The organism is Pseudodesulfovibrio sp. lm2024 (assembly GCF_051175575.1).
GTDB lineage: Bacteria > Desulfobacterota > Desulfovibrionia > Desulfovibrionales > Desulfovibrionaceae > Pseudodesulfovibrio > Pseudodesulfovibrio caledoniensis.
In genome coordinates, this window is the sequence record NZ_CP195092.1 from 2,864,605 (window position 1) to 2,885,515 (window position 20,911).

General features: G+C 65.0%; 11 protein-coding genes. 6 read left to right on the plus strand and 5 right to left on the minus strand.

Annotation, left to right across the window (positions count from 1 at the left end):
• Positions 1 to 70: 70 nt before the first annotated feature.
• From ACR42D_RS13585 to ACR42D_RS13600, 4 genes are all read left to right on the plus strand, one after another.
• Positions 71 to 457, plus strand: coding sequence for a VOC family protein (locus ACR42D_RS13585; RefSeq protein WP_484567325.1), 387 nt, complete (start codon positions 71 to 73; stop codon positions 455 to 457).
• Between the two features lie 53 nt (positions 458 to 510).
• Positions 511 to 1,263: an NAD kinase gene (locus ACR42D_RS13590; protein WP_484567326.1), complete on the plus strand. Its 753-nt coding sequence runs from the start codon at positions 511 to 513 to the stop codon at positions 1,261 to 1,263.
• A 137-nt stretch (positions 1,264 to 1,400) separates the two neighbouring features.
• On the plus strand, positions 1,401 to 3,296 hold the full coding sequence (locus ACR42D_RS13595; RefSeq protein WP_484567327.1) for a DEAD/DEAH box helicase: 1,896 nt from the start codon (positions 1,401 to 1,403) through the stop codon (positions 3,294 to 3,296).
• 3 nt (positions 3,297 to 3,299) lie between these two features.
• Entirely contained in the window at positions 3,300 to 4,088 is a 789-nt protein-coding gene (locus ACR42D_RS13600) for a hypothetical protein (protein ID WP_484567328.1), read from the plus strand.
• A gap of 12 nt (positions 4,089 to 4,100) precedes the next feature.
• Here the strand turns inward: ACR42D_RS13600 and ACR42D_RS13605 are convergent, their stop codons facing one another.
• Positions 4,101 to 5,141 (minus strand): HD-GYP domain-containing protein, encoded by a 1,041-nt coding sequence (locus ACR42D_RS13605; RefSeq protein ID WP_484567329.1) that lies wholly within the window; start codon positions 5,139 to 5,141, stop codon positions 4,101 to 4,103.
• Between the two features lie 234 nt (positions 5,142 to 5,375).
• Between ACR42D_RS13605 and ACR42D_RS13610 the strand changes: the two genes are divergently transcribed.
• Positions 5,376 to 8,744, plus strand: coding sequence for a response regulator (locus ACR42D_RS13610; RefSeq protein ID WP_484567330.1), 3,369 nt, complete (start codon positions 5,376 to 5,378; stop codon positions 8,742 to 8,744).
• A 7-nt stretch (positions 8,745 to 8,751) separates the two neighbouring features.
• Here ACR42D_RS13610 and ACR42D_RS13615 read toward each other — a convergent pair whose 3' ends face one another.
• The 4 genes from ACR42D_RS13615 to ACR42D_RS13630 form a co-directional block, all read right to left on the minus strand.
• Entirely contained in the window at positions 8,752 to 9,651 is a 900-nt protein-coding gene (locus ACR42D_RS13615) for an Lcl C-terminal domain-containing protein (protein WP_484567331.1), read from the minus strand.
• Entirely contained in the window at positions 9,648 to 11,006 is a 1,359-nt protein-coding gene (locus ACR42D_RS13620) for a dihydrolipoyl dehydrogenase family protein (protein ID WP_484567332.1), read from the minus strand. The genes ACR42D_RS13615 and ACR42D_RS13620 overlap by 4 nt, the downstream gene beginning before the upstream one ends.
• Positions 11,007 to 11,156: 150 nt before the next feature.
• On the minus strand, positions 11,157 to 11,768 hold the full coding sequence (locus ACR42D_RS13625; RefSeq protein WP_484567333.1) for an SET domain-containing protein: 612 nt from the start codon (positions 11,766 to 11,768) through the stop codon (positions 11,157 to 11,159).
• A gap of 11 nt (positions 11,769 to 11,779) precedes the next feature.
• Entirely contained in the window at positions 11,780 to 13,783 is a 2,004-nt protein-coding gene (locus ACR42D_RS13630; RefSeq protein ID WP_484567334.1) for a GNAT family N-acetyltransferase, read from the minus strand.
• A gap of 784 nt (positions 13,784 to 14,567) precedes the next feature.
• On the opposite strand from ACR42D_RS13630, the gene ACR42D_RS13635 reads away from it, so the two are divergent.
• Positions 14,568 to 20,885, plus strand: coding sequence for a VCBS domain-containing protein (locus ACR42D_RS13635; RefSeq protein ID WP_484567335.1), 6,318 nt, complete (start codon positions 14,568 to 14,570; stop codon positions 20,883 to 20,885).
• Positions 20,886 to 20,911: the final 26 nt, after the last annotated feature.

Sequence of the window (20,911 nt, forward strand, 5' to 3'; positions counted from 1 at the left end):
GAAAAACAGCCCCGGCGGGTAAGCCGGGGCTGTCGTTTCTCCAACCTCAACCCCGTCCGAAAGGCCTTTCATGCAGCCACGCGAAACCCACGGCGCCTTCAGCTGGAACGAACTGATAACCACCGACCTCAAGTCGGCCAGGGATTTTTACGGCCAGCTGTTCGGCTGGACCTTTGTCGAGTCCGAGACCATCTACGGCAACACCTATCTGGTGGCCTTCAAGGGCGAGGACATGGTCGGCGGCATGATGCTCAAGGACGGCAACGTGGACAAGGACGTCGCGCCGTGCTGGGACCCGTACGTCACGGTGGACGACGTCGAAGCGTCCGCAAAGCGGGCCGCCGCTCTCGGCGGCGAAGTACTGGTACCCCCCACCGACATCCCGAACGTGGGCCGATTCTGCACCATCCGGGACCCGCAGGGGATAACCCTGAACCTCGTCACCTACGCGCAGTGACGGAACAAAATCCACACAAAGGGCTCATGGACGTCCGTCCGGCAAATCTGAAAATGGCCTGCGTCTCCTCGAACTCGCCCAAGGCGCTGGAGGGGTTCAGGCAACTGGCCGAACGCTACGAGTTCGTCCCTGTGGACCAGGCCGACGTCCTGGTGGCTCTGGGCGGCGACGGGTTCATGCTCCAGACCATCCACGACTACCAGGATTCGGGCATACCCATCTACGGCATGAACCGGGGGACCATCGGTTTTCTGCTCAACCGCTTTACGCCGGACGGGCTCATGGAGCGGCTCGGCAACGCCCACCTCGTGGTCCTCAACCCCCTGGTCATGACCGCCGAGACCCTGGACGGGAAAACCCACACGGCCCTGGCCTTCAACGAGGTGGCCCTGCACCGCTACTCCCAGCAGTCGGCCAACATCCGGGTACTGGTCAACAGCCGCGAGCGGCTGGACCAGCTGGTCTGCGACGGGGTCATGGTGGCCACCCCGGCCGGGAGCACGGCCTACAACCTGTCGGCCCACGGCCCGATCATCCCCATCGGGTCCAACGTTCTGGCCCTGACCCCGGTCAGCCCGTTCCGGCCCCGGCGCTGGGACGGCGCGCTGCTGCCCCACTCCGCCGTGGTGGAGTTCATCGTCCAGGCCCCGGAATTCAGGCCCGTGGGCGCTTCGGCTGATTCCTTCGAGGTCCGCGACGTGACGCGGGTGCGCGTGGTCGAGGACCATTCCCGGCCCGCCCTGGTCCTGTTCGACCCCGACCACTCCCTGGAGGAGCGCATCTTCAACGAGCAATTCGTGCACTGATCCCGGAGGCCCCCATGGGGTGTATTGTACAACCGGGCAAATACGGTATAGTGTTGCCCGCAACGAACGAATTTCCCATTCCGGTCCACGCAAAACCATATTCATTGGCCGGAATCCACATCACACAGTAGGTAGAAATGGAAAACGACACACAGCATCCCGACAACGGGACCGAAAAAACGGAAACCGGCCCCGCGCCGATCACCTTCGACACCCTGCCCGAGAACCTGCGGCAGGCCTGCGAACGCGCCGGATGGGACAAGCTCATGCCCGTCCAGGAACGCGCCATCCCCTTCCTCCTCGGTAACCAGGACGTCATGGTCCAGGCCCGCACCGGGTCCGGCAAGACCGGCGCCTTCGTGCTGCCGCTGGTGCACAAGATCGACCCGTCCCGGCACACCTGCCAGGCCCTGGTCATGGTGCCCACCCGCGAGCTGGCCAAGCAGGTCGCCCAGGATGCGCGCATGCTGGCCGGCGAGGACTTCAAGGTGGTGGCCGTGTACGGCGGCGTGGGCTACAAGGAACAGCTCGACGCCTTCCGCGAGGGCGCGAACTTGGTGGTCGGCACCCCCGGCCGCATCCTGGACCATCTCATGCGCCGCAACCTGACCCTGGACGACCTCAAGGTCCTGATCTTCGACGAGGCGGACCGCATGCTCTCCGTGGGCTTCTATCCGGACATGGTCGAGGTCAAGCGGTACCTGCCGCGCAACATCGACGGCGCCTTCATGTTCTCGGCCACCTTCCCGCCCAGCGTGCTGCGCCTGGCCGAGGAATTCATGGTCAAGCCGCAATTCTTGAGCCTCTCCTCGGACGAGGAGAACGTCTCGGCCATCGCCCACCAGTACGTGGAGGTCCCGGCCATGGGCAAGGAGCGCAAGCTCATCAAGCTCATCGAGCTGGAGAACCCCGCCTCGGCGATTATCTTCTCCAACACCAAGCGCAACGTGGAATTCACCGCCGCCCTGCTCTCCCAGTTCGGGTTTGACGCCGAGGGACTGACCTCGGACCTGACGCAGAACAAGCGCGAACAGCTCATGACCCGCATCAAGGCCGGACAGCTGCGCTTTCTGGTGGCCACCGACGTGGCCGCGCGCGGCATCGACATCCCGGAGCTGTCCCACGTGTTCATGATGGAGCCGCCCGAGGACCCGGAGTCCTACGTGCACCGCGCGGGCCGCACCGGCCGGGCCGGAGCCACGGGCACGGCCATCACCATGGTGGACGTCATCCAGAAAATGGAGCTCGAGCGCATCGCCGCCCGGTTCAAGATTCACTTCGAGGAGATCAAGGATCCCACCGAAGAGGACGTGACCGCCATCATCGAGGAGCGGCTGACCGCCATCCTGGAAAAGAAATACCGCAAGCTGACCAACCTGCAGCGCGAGCGGGTCTCCCGCTTCCTGCCCCTGGTCAAGAAGTACGCCGAGGACGAGGAGTCCCTGGCCCTGCTGGCCATGCTCCTGGACGAGCTGTACCAGCCCACCCTGCACGGCAAGCCTGCCGAGCCCGAGACCAATCCCGAGCCACAGCGCGAACGGCCCGCCCGCGAACGCGGCGGCCGGAACCGGAAATCCGAGGACAAGCCCAGGGAACGGCGGCCCGAGCGCCCCGCCCGCCCCGAACGGCCCGTCCCGTCCGAAGAACCGGCCCGGAGCGAGGAGCCCGTCGAACAGCGTGAGCCCAGAGAGCTGCGCGAGCAGCGTGAGTCCCGTGAACCGCAAAAGTCCGCCGAACAGCGTGAGCCCAGAGAGCCGCGAGAGTCCCGCGAGTCCCGTGAACCGCGAGAGTCCGCCGAACCGCGCGAGCCCAGAGAATCCCGCGAGCAGCAGGCGGCCAAGGAACAGTCCCGGCCGCCCCGGTCAAGGGGCAGACGGACGGCCAAGCCGCAAAACGACCGGCCCGCTCCCGAACCCAAGGCCGCGCCCGAACAGCCGCGCGAGACCACGCAGGCGGAAAGCGACGAGGACGCCGCCAAGCCCAAGGCCAAGCGGCGCAGACGCAGAAGGCGGCGCAAACCCTCCGGCAGCTAGGCCGTGAGCGGCAAGCATCTGATCCTTGGCCTGGCAGCAGGCTATCATTACGGCGACGTTCGCCCGTTTCTCGCCTCCCTGGACAGGGGGGCGTATGCGGGCGATCTCGTTTTCTTCGTCTCGGAAACCACCCGCGACCTCGGGCGCATGCGCGGCCACGGGGCCGAACTGCTGCCCATGGACCAGGCCCCCGGCCTTGAGGACGTGCCTTGCAACGGGCTGCGCTATTTCCTGTATCTGGACTATCTGCGGACCTGCGGCCAGACCTACGACCGCATCCTGATCAGCGACGTGCGCGACGTGATCTTCCAGGGCGATCCCTTCGCATTCCCCTGGCCGGACGGCATCTCCTGCACCCTGGAGGATCCCTCGGCCGCCGTGGGGTCCTGCCCGTTCAACGCCCGCTGGGTGCGCGATCACCTGGGCGAGGCCGCCCTCAAGGCCATCGCCGACCGGCCCGTGTCCTGCTCCGGGACCACCGTGGCCGACCACGGGTCCATGCTCGCCTATCTGGAAAAGATGACCGAACGGCTCCTGCCGCCGACCACGGGCGAGTGCATGGCCGGATACGACCAGGGGGTCCACAACCACCTCGTGCACACGGGCGGGCTGGACGGCCTGACCCTGTACGACAACGACGGCCCGATCCTGACCCTGGCCCAGACCCGGGGCGAGCCGACCGTCAATGGGCACGGCGAAATACTGAACCGGGCCGGGCGCGTACCCGGTCTGGTCCATCAATACGACCGCAAGCCGTCGCTTTTCAAAATGATCCGGGAGCGGTTCGCCTGATCCGGCGGCCGCCTATCTCTTAAAGACGTCGTCGCCCACGCTGGCCCTGATCTCGCGCAGGGTCTCCAGATTGCCCAGGAAGAGGTCGGTCAGTTCGGGGTCGAAGTGTTTGCCCCGCTGCTCGCGGATGTAGGCGCACGCCTCGTCCTCGGGCCAGGCCTCCTTGTAGGGCCGCTTGGAGGTCAGGGCGTCGAACACGTCGGCCAGGGCCACGATGCGCCCTTCCAGCGGGATGTCCTCCCCGGCCAGCCCCATGGGATAGCCCGTGCCGTCCCATTGCTCGTGGTGGGTCAGGGCGATGCGCCGGGCCATGACCATAAGCTTGTTGTCGTGTTCGCCAATGATCTTCGCGCCGATGGTGGTGTGGGTCTTCATGATCTCCCACTCGTCCGGGTCGAGCTTGCCGGGCTTGGTCAGGATATGGTCCGGGATGCCTATCTTGCCCACATCGTGCATGGGGGCCGCGCTGTGGATGAGGTCGGCGGCCTCCTCGTCCAGCCCGGCGGCCTGGGCCAGGGCCCGGCAATAGCCGCTCATGCGGACGATGTGCAGGCCGGTCTCGTTGTCCTTGTATTCGGCGGCCACGCTGAGCCTGCGGATGATCTGCAAACGGGTCTCGTAGAGGTCGCGGGAGCGCTCGGCCACCTTCCGTTCCAGGGCCAGATTCTGGTTGTGCAGGGCCAGGTGGGTGCGCACCCGGGCCAGGACCACGGCCGGGCTGATCGGCTTGGTGATGTAGTCCACACCGCCGACCTCGAATCCCTTGGTCTGGTCCTGCTCCTGGTCGCGGGCCGTGACGAAGATGACCGGGATGTTTCGGGAACGCAGGTCGGACTTTATCAGCTCGCAGACGGTGTAGCCGTCCATATGGGGCATCATGACGTCGAGGAGGACTATGTCCGGCGGGGAACTCGAATGGACGATATCCAGGGCCTCACGGCCGCTGAGCGCCGCCAGCACCCGGTATTCGTCCTTCAGTGTCTCCACGAGCAAATCGAGATTGGTGGGAATGTCGTCCACCACCAATACGGTCTGCTTATCCATGTCCGCCATGCGACCTCCGATATTCTCCCATATGCGGCTTACGTTGAATCATCATCCCCGGGCTCTCCGCGCGCAATTATAATTGAGTTTTTCCCGTTATCGCACGGTCCCGGACGGTCGGGCCGGGCAGAACATCAATTACCCGTATAGGCTGCGTCGAGACAAGAATAATTGTCGATTTATAATACATCGCCTAATTGTTTTACTGCTATCCTTAGTTCTAATCGACCAAAACGGAAGGCAATGTATATCACAAACTCGATATTAAAACATTACTCCGACACGTCCCTGGCGCTGCGCAGCTTTCTCGGGACCGTCATCTTCCTGACCGCGCTCGCGGCCCTGGGCATCTATTTCCTGTGCGCCCAGGCGTCCGATTCCATCGAGCGATCCCTCAAACAGAACGAGTCCATCCACAACAGGATGGTCGCCCAGAGCATCGATCTGGACCTCAAGACCCTGTTCATGGGCCTCTACCTGATGGCCAACCACGTGGAGACCAAAAACTTCCTCCAATACCGGACCGAGCAGAACCGCCTCGACCTCGAGGGCGAACTCATGGTCCTGAGCACCATCAGCGGGGCCTACGACCAGATCCGCATCCTGGACAACGACGGCATGGAGCTGGTTCGGATCAACTACAACAACGGCCATCCCGCGCCGGTCCCCCTGGGCGAACTCCAGAACAAATTCCACCGCTACTACTTCCAGGAGGCCCTTCCCCTGAAAAGCGGCGAGGTCTATGTCTCCCCCTTTGACCTGAACATCGAGAACAACAAGATCGAAATTCCCCTGAAGCCCATGATCCGGGTGGCCACCCCCATATACGACGACGCCGGGTGCCGCATCGGCTTCGCCATCCTCAACTATCTGGGGCAGCGGATCCTCGACCGCCTCGACAAGGGCGGGCGCATGGAGGTGGGGCTGACCATGCTCCTCAACGAAGACGGCTATTGGCTGGCCTCTCCCTATCCGGAAAAGAACTGGGCCTTCATGTTCGAAGGACGCGAGGGCCTGAGCTTCAAGGCGGAGCATCCCGAGACCTGGGCCCGGATCAAAGACCTGGACGGAGGCCAGTTCTCCACCCCAAGGGGCACCTACACGGTCAGCACCATCCGCGTCACTCCCCTGGACGACGTCGAGGTCAAGGTGTCCAAATCCCGCAAGTGGAAGGTGGTCTGCTTCGCCCCCGTGGACGCCATCCAGGCATATGTCGCCCCCGTGCGCATGCGCTACCTGACCCTCTTCGGGGCCATAACGCTGCTCTCGCTCCTCATCGCGGTGACCCGGGCCCGGTTCGCCGCCGCCAGAGAACGCAACAGCCGCGACCTCGATGCCGCGCGGCGGGCCGCCGTGGAGGCGAACCACGCCAAGAGCGACTTTTTGGCGCGCATGAGCCACGAGATCCGCACGCCCATGAACGCCGTCATCGGCCTGACCCACCTGGCGCTCAAGACCGAGCTGACGGACAAGCAGGCGGACTACCTGACCAAGATTTCCCTGTCCGCCAACTCCCTGCTCGGGATCATCAACGACATCCTGGACTTCTCCAAGATCGAGGCGGGCAGACTGACCGTGGACGAGACCGACTTCCTTCTGGACGACGTGCTCAACAACATCATCAACATGCTCGGCCTGATCGCGGAGCAAAAGGGCATCGAATTCCTGCTCCTGGTCCGCAGCACGGTGCCCAACCGGCTGCGCGGCGACGCGCTGCGGCTGGGCCAGGTGCTGCTCAACCTGACCAACAACGCCGTCAAATTCACCGACAAGGGCGAGGTCATCCTGCGCGCCGACCTCCTGGAGCAGGACGGGGAAAAGGCCGTCATCCGGTTCAGCATCCGTGACACGGGCATGGGCATCAGCCCGGAGCATCTGGACAGGCTGTTCCAACCGTTCAGCCAGGCGGACGACTCCATCACCCGCCAGTTCGGCGGCACCGGCCTTGGGCTGTCCATCTCCAAGAAGCTGGTGGAGCTGATGGGCGGCGAGATGTCCGTAACCAGCGAGCAAGGCAAGGGCAGTGAATTCTCCTTCATCATTCCGCTGAAGCTCCAGCCCGACCACGGTGACGACACCTTCACCTACCCGACCGAGCTCAAGGGACTCCACGTCCTGGTGGTCGACGACAGCCGGATGTCCCGCATGGTCATGTGCAAAGTCCTAGAATCCTTCACCTTCAAAGTCGACGAGGCGAGCTGCGCGGCCGAGGCTCTGGCCCTGCTCGAAAAGATGGACGAAACCGACCCGTTCAGGCTGGTCATCACGGACTGGAACATGCCCGACACCGACGGCATCCAGCTGGCCATGCGCATCCGCCAGAGTCGGGCCATCGGGCACAAGCCCAAGATTATCATGGTCACGGCCTACGGCCAGGAGTCCATCCGCCACCAGGCGGACGAGGTCGGCATGGACGGCTACATGCTCAAGCCGTTCAACCGCTCCATACTGTTCGACACGATCATGGACGCCCTGAACGAAAACAAGGAGCACAGGCCCAGAGTCTCTCCCCGCATGGACCCGTCCGGGGTGCCGCCCAACCTGCCCGGCGCGCACATCCTCCTGGCCGAGGACAACGAAATCAACCAGCAGGTGGCCCGTGAGATCCTGGAGAGCGCGGACATCCGGGTGTCCATCGCGAACAACGGCCAGGAAGCCCTGAACATGGCCCTGAGCCGGGATTACGACGCCGTGCTCATGGACATCCAGATGCCGGTCATGGACGGTTTCCGCGCGGTCAGGGGAATCCGCGGCGGGGGCAGGGAATCCCTGCCGATCATCGCCATGACCGCTCACGCCCTGGTGGGCGACCGCGAAAAGAGCCTCGAGGCGGGCATGAACGACCACGTGACCAAGCCCATCGACCCCGAGGAGTTGATGCGGACCCTGTCCCACTGGCTGCCGGACCGTAAAGACGACGCCCCGCCCGCCCCGGACAAATCCGCCGCGTCCGACGATGGGCCGGAGGCCATGCCCGATCTGCCCGGCGTGGACACGGCCCGGGGCCTTTCCAGGCTGCGCGGCAACGCAACGCTCTACCGGAAGCTGCTCAGGGATTTCGCCCAGGACAGCGGCATCCTCATCGACAAGCTGGCGGCCGACGCCGCGGCCGAGCAGTTCGACGCCTGCCGGGGCGTGGCCCACAACCTCAAGGGCGTGGCCGGAAACATCGGGGCCGAGCGGTTGCATGAGGCCCTGGCCCGGCTGGAACAGGCGCTCCTCGGCGGCCAGGGAGACCTGCACGTCCGCCTGGAAGACGCCGTGCGCGAGGCCCGCCGGGTGACCAACGGCATCCGTGCGGCGTATCCGCCCGAGGCCGAACCGGTACTGTCGGACGCCGACAGGAACCGGTTGGAAAGCAGCGGGGTCCGGGCCATGCTGCCCGAACTGAAAACCCTCCTCGGCCTGCTTGAGCACCACGACATCGACGCCCAGAAACTCTTCCTCTCCCTGCGCGAAGAACTGGAGCGACACGCGCCGTCCCAGGCCCGGGACCTGGCCCGGCGCATCGACCAGTTCGACTTCACCTCGGCCGGGGACATCCTCCGCCGGCTGATGGTCCAGTGCCGGGAAGGCAAGTGCCCTGGCGAGAAGCCCGAACCCAAGGAGTAATCCCGGCTCAGGCCGGACGCACGGCCCAGACGTGGAACTCGGCGCTGGCCTTGAAGCCCACGCCCACCGCGCCCTTGTGCAGGTAGTAGCAGAACGACCAGGCCGGGTCGTAGCCGCTGTCCGTAGCCGACCAGTAGGCCTCGCGCACGTCCGTGAAGGGATGGCCCTCGGGCAGGGCCGGGTCGGCCCGCGAGCAGTCGGTCAGGGATTCCAGCTCCATGATGGCGGGCAGCCGCCAGGCCTGCCCGGTCTCGGCAGCCAGCCGTTCCACGGCCCGGCCCGCCGCCTCGCGGTCGACCATGCCCCCCGCCAGGTCGGTGTTCCGGTGCCAGACGAGCCCTGTCAGGCGGTCCTCGACCTCGTCGCCGTCCGCCCTGAACCTCGGCTCGGGCCAGGGGCACCCCATGCGCAACGCCCCGTCCTGGCCGCTCCCGGCGCAGTCCACGGGGGAGCCGTCCACGCCGTAGCAGCCGGTCTGCCCGGTGGCCCACAGGGTTTCTGACTTGCCGCGCACGGGCCAGACCACCGCGTCGTCCGCCTTGTTGCCGAAGAACATGCGCCCGCCGCTGAACTGCACCCACCAGGCGTAGGCGTGGTCGCGGGCCGAGGTGGTGGCGGTCCAGCACTTGCCCGCCCAGACATGCTCAAAGGGATGGCCGGGCGGCAGGGCCGGTTCGCGCCGGGCGTGATCGACCAGGGAATAGAGCTCGCGGCGGTTGGGCAGCCGCCAGTCCGCGAAGCCGAAGCGGTTCTCGCGGTTCATGGCCTCGATGAATTGGAACGTTTCGGGCCAGGACAACCCGGTCTCGGCGGGCTGGGCCAGCCGGGGCCAAACCAGCCCGGTCAGGTTGTCCTCGACCACGTCCCCCCTGACCGTGAAGCGGGACTGTCGCGCGTTGTCCGTCATCCCAGCATGTACCTCACGGCGTAGCCGAAGGACGGGTAGGACCACGGCTGGGCCAGGAGGTCCTCGCGGGTCAGGGAGTGGCGGATGGCCATGCCGAAGATGTTGACCACCTCCTCGGCGTGAGCGCCCAGGTAGTGCGCCCCGAGGATGCGGCCCGAGCCCCGCTCCACCAGGATGCGGTAGCCCGCGTGGGCCATGCCGAGCCGGTTGTGCTCGGACCACTTGGCCGCGTCGCCCTCATAGACCTTGAAATCGTACCCCTGCTCGCGGGCCTGCTCCTCCAGCAGCCCGGCGCAGGCCAGCACCGGGTGGGAGAAGACCGCGCCCGCCGTGCCCGACAGGTCGGACCGGGCCGAGCCCGGCTCCAGGATGTTGCGGACCACGGTGTCGGCCTGCAGGGCGGCCACCGGGGTCAGGGGATGGCCCGGCGCCACGCAGTCGCCCGCGCCGAAAACGCGCGGATTGGACACGCTTTGCATGTGCGCGTCCACATCCAGGCCGAGCGGCCCGCTGGCCACGTCCGCCTTGTCCAGGTCCAGGCCGTCCAGGTCGGGCACGCGGCCCGCGCCGCTCACGGCGGCGGCCGCCACGAACTCGATCTCCACGTCGTCCGGCCCGGCCACGACCACGCGCACGCCGTCGTCGAACGGCTCCACCGCCTTGACCGGATGGTCGGTGTGCACGGCTATGCCCTGGTCCTGGACGGCCTGGACCAGCTTGCGGCCCAGGTGCTCGTCGAACCCCTTGAGCACCCGGTGGCTGCGGTGCAGGATGGTCGCCCTGGCTCCGGCCGCGGACGCGATGCAGGCGAATTCAAAGGAAACGAATCCCCCGCCGATGAAGAGCATGGACTCGGGCAGGGTCTCCATGTCGAGGAATTGGTCGCTGGTCATGAGCAGTTCCTCGCCCGGGATATCGAGCCTGCGCGGCACGGCCCCGACGGCCACGACGATGTGCTTGGCCGTGAGCGGGCCGATCTCCCCCACCTCCACCGTGTCCGGGCCGGTGAACCGGGCCTCGCCGTGGATGGTGGTCACGCCCCGGCCGTGGAAGGAGTCGAAGACCCGGTCCGAGATGGGATCGATGACCGAGTGCTTGAAGCGCATGAGCGAAGGCCAGTCCACACGCAGGTTCCCGGCCACGCCGTGGGCGGCCATGTCGCGCACCCGGAGTATCTCGTGGGTCATGTCGGCCAGGGTCTTCTTGGGCTCGCACCCGCGCAGGGGACACACCCCGCCCCAGCCGTTCTTCTCCACCACGGCCACGTCCAGTCCGGCCTCGCCCAGCCTGCGGGCGATGATGCCTCCCGCCGGGCCGGAACCGATCACGATCACGTCATAAGTCTGTCGGGTCACTGGTCTGCTCCAAGTATGGTTCCAGGTTGACGGCCCGCATTAAGGCGAACCGGTTCGGCCCATCCTCGCATATTCGCGCGGAATGTAAAGGGCGGGACGCTTCCGTCAGGAAACGTCCCGCCCGCAGCGGAAATATCACCCCTTTCCGGGCTATCCGACCGCCCCGCACACGGGTTCGGCCAGCCACTTGAGATTGCACACCGACGAATAGGCCGCCCTGCCCGCCAGGAAGTCCTCCAGCCGGGCGCGCGGCTCACCGGCCAGCAGTGGCAGCAGGGGCTGGGCCACCAGCGGGATGCGGTTGAGGCTCTCGCGGATGCGCTCGTCCCAGCCGTCGCCGTACACGTCGATGTCGTCCAGGCGCAGATGCTCGCGGCAGTGCTCGCAGCCGCAGCAGATGGCGTAGGGCTCCTGGATGTTGAGCAGCCCGTACTCGGTGGTCAGCTCCTCGCCGCAAGCGATGTCGCGCACCGCGATCTCGAGCCCGTAGTCGGTCATCATGGTCGTCGGGCGGCAGTTGTGATTCATGTATCGGGCGTGGTCCCAGCTCAGGACCAGGTTGCCGCACTTGTCGTGGTACATGTAGGTCTCCATGGCCGCGCGCTGCGTCTCGGGCAGACTGAAGAACGCCTCGCGGCTCATGGTCACGTCGAAGCGGTCGCGGACCACCACCACGGTCCCGCGAGGGATGGGGGCGGTGGCGAACACGCCCACGCCGATGGCCGGGTCCCCGGACAGGACCCTGGTGTTGGGATGGATCATCTGCGGCCTCTTTAGTAGATGTAGCGCACCTGGTGCCGCTCGGCCTCGATGCGGTTGTAGATGGAGCGCATGATGCGCTCGTACAGTTCGTCGCCCAGGACCAGGTCCTCGATGCCCGCGTCCACGTTGGGGTTGTCGTTGACCTCGATGACGTAGGCCTTGCCGCCCATGTCCTTGAGGTCCACCCCGTAAAAGCCGTTCCCGATGAGCGACGAGGCCTGGATGGCCGCCTTGAGGATGTGGGGCGGGACGTTGTCCACGGGCACGGTCTCGGACCGCCCGCTGAACCCGTCGCCGTCCTGGTCCTCGCTCTCCTGCCAGTTGTAGATCTGCCAGTGGTTGTTGGCCATGTAGTACTTGCAGGCGAACAGCGGCTTGTTGTCGAGCAGCCCTACCCGCCAGTCGAAGGCCGAGACCAGGAACTCCTGGGCGATGACCAGGTCCGTGTGCTTGAACATGTCGACCAGCTTGTCGCCCAACTCCTCCACCGAGGAGACCCGGAACACGCCCAGGGAGAAGGAGCTCTCCGGCAGCTTCAGGACCAGGGGCAGAGGCAGCGTGCCCAGAAACTTCGGGGTGCACTCCTTGCGCGTCAGGTGCCAGCCGCGCGGCTGGTTGGCCCCGGCATGGGCCAGCCGCTCCTGGAGATAGACCTTGTTGGAGCAGAGCATGATGGACCACGGGTCGTCCACGACCACCAGCCCCTCGGTGTAGGCGTGGCGTGACATGGCGTAGGTGTGGTTGTCCATGGCCGTGGTCTCGCGGATGAACAGGGCGTCGAACTCGCAGATACGCCGGTGGTCCGCCTTGGTGATGAACTCCACGAAGAAGCCCACCTTTTCGGCGGCCTTGCGGAATTTTTCCAGAGCCATGGGCGAAGACGGCGGCGTGGGTTCGGTCGCGTCGGCCAGGATGGCCAGGTCATACTGGTAGCTCTTCAGCCGGGGCCGGTTGTAGCGCTTCTTCAGGCAGAAGGCCTCAAGCGCGGTGCGCAGCAGCTCCGGCCACTGCCGGGCCACTTGCCGGAGGTGCAGGAGCTTGACCTTGCGGAACTTCCAGCCGTCCTCCACCCGCTCCACGGTGATGGTGAAAAACGGGATGGCGAACAGGGAAAAGAGCTTGCGGGCCAGCTCGGCCCGGCACGGGTCCGGGGTGCGCCCGAGGATGATGGTCAGCTCCAGGAGCGCGCCCTTTTCCGGCAGCGGCCTGGGATGGATGGAGTCCCTGATTTCGTCGAGCAGGCTTTGCGCCACCAGGGGCGTGGTCACGTCCTTCACGGTCATGACCGAGGGAGTCACCCGGTGGTTGCGGGCCGAGGCCAGCAAGGAGACGTAGTAGCCCATGGAGTGGGTTTTGTACGAGGCGCACAGGTTCAGGACGTGGAACCGATTGGACCCGGCGTAGTTGGTGTCCGCCAGATAGTCCGTGGCCGAGCAGAACTGCACGCCCGGGCAGCAGTCCCGGACCCGGCCCGGCTCGTCCACCACGATGACCACGCTCTCGGGCGATCCGTCTCGGCTCAGCTGGGACAGGACCATGCGCACGGCGGGTTCCGCCGGGCCGTAGTAGTCCGGCAGGGAGCGCACCGGCTCGAAGCCGAACTTGCGATACCAGTTGACCAGCTTGGGGTTGTTCATGTCCGCTTCCAGGGTGACGCGCTCGTAACCGTGGCTGGCGGCGAACTCCACGATGTGCCGGACCAGGGCCTCGCCCAGGCCGAGCATGCGGTATTCCTTGAGGATGGCCAAGGAGTAGATGCGCAGGGACCGCTTGTACTGGAAGACCACGGCGCACCCGGCCGGGACCGGCTTCTTGCGCCGGGACCTCCCCTCGATGACCAGGGCCAATTGGGACGGGCTGGAGATGCTGTGCCGCAGGCTGGCCTTTGAGGCGCGCCGGTTCTCGCTGAAGCCGGTCCGCTCGCAGGCCTCGAATAGAGGCAGGTCGTCCGAGGTCGCCGGGCGGACCGAAGAGGAAGGAAAAGAGACGGCTGGCGTCTCGCACGCAAGGCTCATAAAGCCTCCCGAAGTTGCAGGCCACCCGGGCCGCGATCACGCGCCCGAGAATGGCACTCCCATATACCCGGTTTTCGGGGAGGTAAACAGAAATCGAGGGGGTGCGGCGCACCTTTTTCGCGCGGCGCTAATCCCTGCCGGACCGGGCCCGGCCCGAGCGCAGGGAGGCCAGAAACGCGCCGGGCGTGAACCGCTCCGCCTTCGAGGTCATCGTTGCCCCGGCTCCCATCAAAATTCCCTCAAAACGGTTCGATCAAACCTGCCCGCCGAAGCCGCGTCCTGCCGGCCGGTTGCCCTCCTCTATTCCATCAACGAATCCAGCCAATATTTTTTATCTATTTTGAGTTCGACACCAGCAAAGCAGGGATGCATGACGACGAAAAACGACGATTTCTGAAGAGCCGGAAGTGGAAAAAATCGAGTGATCTTTTTTTGATAAAACATGTTATATTCTGATTTGAGAAAATACTCTCGTAAATTCAATATGATAACGATTATCACCCGTGTCCTTTACGGTGCAAAACTCATTATCTCATTTTTATTTTTCCACAGACTAATGTTTAAATAGCCGTTTAATCCCTACCGCTGAAGGCTGGAATATCGGTTTACCATCCAGCCGTCTCCCTTCTTCACCGGGGACGCTTTGCTCAGTTTTCCACAATCTAATTACTCGGAATAACATATGTTATAATTGTGTCTCTCCATGTTCCACCCACGTATATTTAAGTGGACCAGAAAAAAAGCACACGCTTCACATATTTTCACACCTTCAAGGGAGGACATCATGACCGACACCAGCACCACCCAGATTCCGGTTGTCCAGGTTTCGCTGCCTGGTGCAGGCCGGTCCGTGTCGTATCGACTGACGGCGGACACATTGGTACGGTTCACCTTTGACCTCGCGGAAGCGGAGTTCATCGGCAACGGCAACAACCTTGAAATCGTCGTGGAAGGCGGCGGGACCATCATCCTGCTGGACTACCTGATCCTGGCCGAGGCGGGTACCCTGCCCGTATTCGAGATGCTCGACGGCCAGCAGGTGGAAGGCGGGGTCTATCTTTTCGCGTTCGAAAGCGACCAGCCCGTGACCGAGGAGGACCTCGAGACCGCGGCGGGCGCGGCAGCCACCGGTTCCGGCGCGGGCGAATACACCGACGATGCCGGCACCCTGTTCGACGGCCTGACCGCCCTGGGCGGCCAGGGCGACGCCTATGACGGGCACCTCTACCCCACCCTCGATCCCATCGTTACCGATCTGCCCGACGCGGAGCCCATCCCCCCGGTGGCCGTGGATGACGTCAACCGGATCGTCGAGAGCGGCTGGAATCGCGAGGAAGGCGAGAACGGCCACTATGAGCAGGAGGGCCCGTTCAGTTCCGTGACCGGCAACCTGCTGCTCAACGACTATGACGGCGACAACATCGACTATCCCGAGACCGGCGGCGCCCAGACCGAATTGTCCATCCAGACCATCGACTTCCCCGGTGAAGACTTCACCGGCAACAACCCCGGCCCCGTGGACGTCTCGGACACCGGCACCCAGGTCAACGGCCAGTACGGCACGCTGACTGTGTTCGCCGACGGCTCTTATGAATATGTATTGGACGAAACCCTGGCCGACCCCCTGCGCGAAGGCCAGGAAGTGGTCGAACAGTTCGAGTACACGGCCGTGGACCCGGACGGCAACGGGAGCAACACCGCCACCCTGACCATCACCGTGGTCGGAACCAACGACGCGCCCGACGCCTTTGACGACCTCTCGGCCGATGTTATAGAGCAGGGCTCGGAAGTGGCCGGGGTCGCGATCGCGGTCGGCAACGTGCTGCACAACGACTCCGACATCGACAACGTGGGCTACGAGGATCTGGATCCGTCCTACAAGAGCCTGGTTCCGACCGACCCCGACGGGCTGGTCGAGCTGGGCGTGACCAGCATCTACAGCTACGGCACCAACCAGTATGCCGGAACCCCGGACGGGGACGGCAACTTCGTGGTTGACGGCACCTACGGCACGCTGGTCATCAACGCCGACGGCTCCTACGAATACATCCTGGACCAGGCCAAGGCCGATCCCCTGAACATCGGGGACGCCCCGACCGAATTCTTCAGCTACTCCATGTGGGATGGCGAGAAGTACGACTACGCCTATCTGCGCATCCCGGTGCACGGCTCCAATGACGCGCCCGTGGCCGACGCGGACGTGAACGGCTTCACCGAAGCGGTTGACGACGCGGCCCCCGGCGACGTGCTCGGCAGCGTGCTGGCCAACGACAGCGACGTGGACAACGCGGCGGGCGAGCTGTCCGTCGTATCCATCGCGTATTCGGGCGACGGCACCCCGCCGACGCGGGTCAGCGACGCCTACGCGGCGGACCATATCATCGAAGGCGAGTACGGCACCCTGTACCTGAACAATGACGGTTCCTACCACTACGTGGAAGACAAGAACGCCACCGATCCGCTGAACACGGACGACGCAGCCGTGACCGACGTCTTCACTTACGAGGTCACCGACAATCAGGCGGGCGGCGCGCTCAGCGACACCGCCACCCTGACCGTCACCATCGGCGGGGCCAACGACACCCCGGTGGCCCGGGTGGATGTGAACGGCTTCACCGAGGCCGTTGACGCCGCCACGGCCCACGCGATCTCCGGCAACGTGCTGGAAAACGACACGGACGTGGACAACGTGGACCTCGGCGATATCGGCACCCCCGAACTGACCGTGGACTCCATCGCCTACTCCGGATCGGGCACCCCGCCCGCGCGGCCCAGCGACCTGTACATCGCAGACCACATAGTGGAAGGCGAATTCGGCACCCTGTACCTGAACGACGACGGCTCCTACGTGTACGTCGAGGACAAGGCAGCCACCGATCCGCTGAACAACGATGATCCGGCCGTGACCGACGTCTTCACCTATGAGGTCAGCGACAACCAAGCGGGCGGCGCACTGACCGATACCGCCACCCTGACCATCACCATCGGCGGCGCGAACGACAGCCCGGTGGCCACCCTCGACGTGAACAGCTTCACGGAAGCGGTGGACGACGCGGCGGCGGGCGATGTGTCCGGCAACATCCTGACCAACGACAACGATATCGACAATACCGCCCTCGAACTCTCCGTGGCCTCCATCCTCTACTCCGGCGACGGCACGCCGCCGGTACGGGTGAGCGACGCCTACGCGGCGGACCACATCATCGAGGGCGAGTACGGCACCTTGTACCTGAACAACGACGGCTCCTACCACTACGTGGAAGACAAGAACGCCACCGATCCGCTGAACACGGACGATCCGGCCGTGACCGACGTCTTCACCTACGTGGTCAGCGACAACCAGGCGGGCGGCGCACTGACCGACATCGCGACCCTGACCATCACCATCGGCGGCGCGAACGACTCGCCGGTGGCCCGCGTGGACGTGAACAGCTTCACGGAAGCGGTGGACGACGCAGCTCCCGGCGACGTCATGGGCAACATCCTGACCAACGACGGCGACATCGACAACCCCGGCCTGGAACTGGCTGTGTCCGACATCCAGTACTCCGGCGCGGGCACCCCGCCCGTGCGGATCAGTGACGCTTACACGGCGGACCACATCATCGAAGGCGAGTACGGCACCCTGTATCTGAACAACGACGGCTCCTACCACTATGTGGAAGACAAGAACGCGACCGATCCGCTGAACACGGACGATCCGGCTGTGACCGACGTCTTCACCTACGTGGTCAGCGACAACCAGGCGGGCGGCGCACTGACCGATACCGCCACCCTGACCATCACCATCGGCGGCGCGAACGACAGCCCGGTGGCAACGCTCGACGTGAACAGCTTCACCGAAGCGGTGGACGATGCGGCTCCCGGCGACGTCATGGGCAATATCCTGACCAACGACACGGATATCGACAACACGGCGCTCGAACTGTCGGTCGCCTCCATCCTGTACTCCGGCGACGGCACGCCGCCGGTGCGCGTCAGCGACGCCTACACGGCGGACCACGTGATCGAGGGCGAGTACGGCACCCTGTACCTGAACAACGACGGCAGCTACCACTACGTGGAGGACAAGTCCGCGACCGATCCGCTGAACACGGACGACCCGGCCGTGACCGACGTCTTCACCTACGTGGTCAGCGACAACCAGGCGGGCGGCGCGCTGACCGACATCGCCACCCTGACCATCACCATCAGCGGAGCCAACGACAGCCCGGTGGCCACCCTCGACGCGAACAGCTTCACCGAAGCGGTGGACGACGCGGCCCCGGCCGACGTCATGGGCAACATCCTGACCAACGACGGCGACATCGACAACCCCGGCCTGGAACTGGCCGTGTCCGGCATCGCGTACTCCGGCGCAGGCACCCCGCCGGTGCGGGTCAGCGACGCCTATACCGCCGACCACATCATCGAAGGCGAATACGGCACCCTGTACCTGAACGACGACGGCAGCTACCACTATGTGGAGGACAAGGACGCCACCGATCCGCTGAACAGCGACGACCCGGCCGTGACCGACGTCTTCACCTATGAGGTCTCCGACAACCAGGCGGGCGGCTCCCTGACGGCCACCTCCACCCTGACCATCACCATCAGCGGCGCGAACGACTCCCCGGTGGCCACCCTCGACGTGAACAGCTTCACCGAAGCGGTGGACGACGCGGCGGCAGGCGATGTGTCCGGCAACATCCTGACCAACGATACGGACATCGACAACGCGCACACCGAACTGTCGGTCAACGACATCCTGTACTCCGGCGCGGGCACCCCGCCCGTGCGGGTCAGCGACGCCTACACCGCCGACCATGTGGTCGAGGGCGAGTACGGAACCCTCTACCTGAACAATGACGGCAGTTACCACTACGTGGAAGACAAGTCCGCCACCGACTGGCTGAACACCGACGACCCGGATGTCACGGACGTCTTCACCTACGAGGTCTCCGACAACCAGGCGGGCGGCGCGCTCAGCGACACCGCCACGTTGACCATCACCATCAGCGGCGCGAACGACAGCCCGGTGGCCACGGTCGACTTCAACGCCTTCACCGAGGCGGTCGACGACGCGGCCCCGGCAGACGTGACGGGCAACATTCTGACCAACGACACGGACATCGACAACGCGGCAGCCGAGCTGTCGGTCCACGACATCCAGTACACCGGCGGCGGAACCCCGCCCGCGCGGGTCAGTGACGCCTACGCCGCCGACCATGTGGTCGAAGGCGAGTACGGCACCCTGTACCTGAACAACGACGGCTCCTACCACTATGTGGAGGACAAGTCCGCAACCGACTGGCTGAACAGCGACGACCCGGATGTCACGGACGTCTTCACCTACGAGGTGAGCGACAACCAGGCCGGTGTGGCGCTGACCGATGCCGCCACCCTGACCATCACCATCAGCGGCGCGAACGACTCCCCGGTGGCGAGCGTGGACGTGAACAGCTTCACCGAGGCGGTGGACGACGCGGCGGCGGGCGATGTGTCCGGCAACATCCTGACCAACGACAGCGACGTGGACAACACCGCGCTTGAGCTGTCCGTAACCTCCATCGCGTACTCGGGCGACGCCACCCCGCCGGTGCGAGCCAGCGACGCCTACACCGCCGACCATGTGATCGAGGGCGAGTACGGCACCCTGTACCTGAACAACGACGGCTCCTACCACTACGTGGAGGACAAGGACGTGACCGACCCGCTGAACGTGGGCGACGATCCGGTGAGCGACGTGTTCACCTACGAGGTCTCCGACAACCAGGCGGGCGGCGCGCTGACGGATACGGCCACCCTGACCATCACCATCGACCCGGCCAACGACTCGCCCATCGCGGTCCATGACGGCTCGCACGAGATATTCATCACGAATACCGTGGAAACCGTCATCGACGACTGGAGCGGCGTATCCGGCTCGGTCATCTACGGCCCGGGCTACACCGTGACCGCCGAGTCCTTCGACGCGAACGGCGACCCGATCAGCGACGTCCAGTTCACCACCTGGGGCAATGACCAGCACCTGGGCATCTACACCAACGGTTCGAGCGACGACCAGAAGGTCGACGACCTGAACGGCCGCGAGCAGATCACCTTCGAGTTCGACGATCCGCAGAGCTCGTTCAGCATCGAGTTCATCGCCCAGGGCAACAACCACGTCAACGCCTGGGTCTACCCCGTGGGCGGCGGCGATCCGGTCATGTACGAGAACGTGGGCAACTCGGTCTACATCACTCCGGGCTTCGAGTTCGACACCATCGTCTTCATCCCGGACGGCGCGTTCGGCATGGAAAGCCTGACCACGGTCACCGGCGGCGAGAACCTGCTCACCGGCACGGCCGAGGGCAATGTGCTGGCCAACGACTACGATGTGGACAACGTGACCTTCGACGACGCGACGGCGGGCGGGGACCTGAGCGCCATGGAGCTGTTCGTGTCCGACATCGACTCCGGCAACGTGCCGGGCAACAGCCCGAGCATGGGCTCTGATCTGGACGGCGACTACTACGTCATGGAAGGCGAGTTCGGCTCGCTGAAGATCTACGAGACCGGCGAGTGGTCGTACACCCCGAACGAGGAAGTGGACGGCGAAGGCGGCTGGCAGGACCTGGACCACAGCGCCACCGACGTGTTCCTGTACACCGTGTCCGACGGCCTGGGCGGGACCGACACCGCCGCCATCGAGGTCTCCCTGAACGTGAACACCACGGGCGCGACGGGCGGCTCGGGCAGCCTGTCCGGCACCGCAGGCAACGACGTCCTCTTCCCGGCTGACGGCGACACCGTCTCCTCGGGCGCGGGCAACGACGCCATCGTCATCGACCCGGTCTACCTGGGCGGCGGCGAGACCACGGTCAACGTGACCGACTTCAGCGACAACGACCGGCTGGTGCTCGGCAACATGGAAGGCGCGAACGTGGAAATAACCTCCAACAGCAACGATGTCAGCCTGGTCTTCTCCGACATCGACGGAAGCGACGACATCACGGTCAACCTCCTGGGGGTGACCCCGGTGAACGACGCGGTGGATCAGACGGTGGAAATCACCACGAGCGACGATCTGAACCAGCTCATCCAGACCATCATCGACTCCGGCAACAACAGCATAGCCTAGTTGTTCCGGCCAGGTCCTCCCTGACG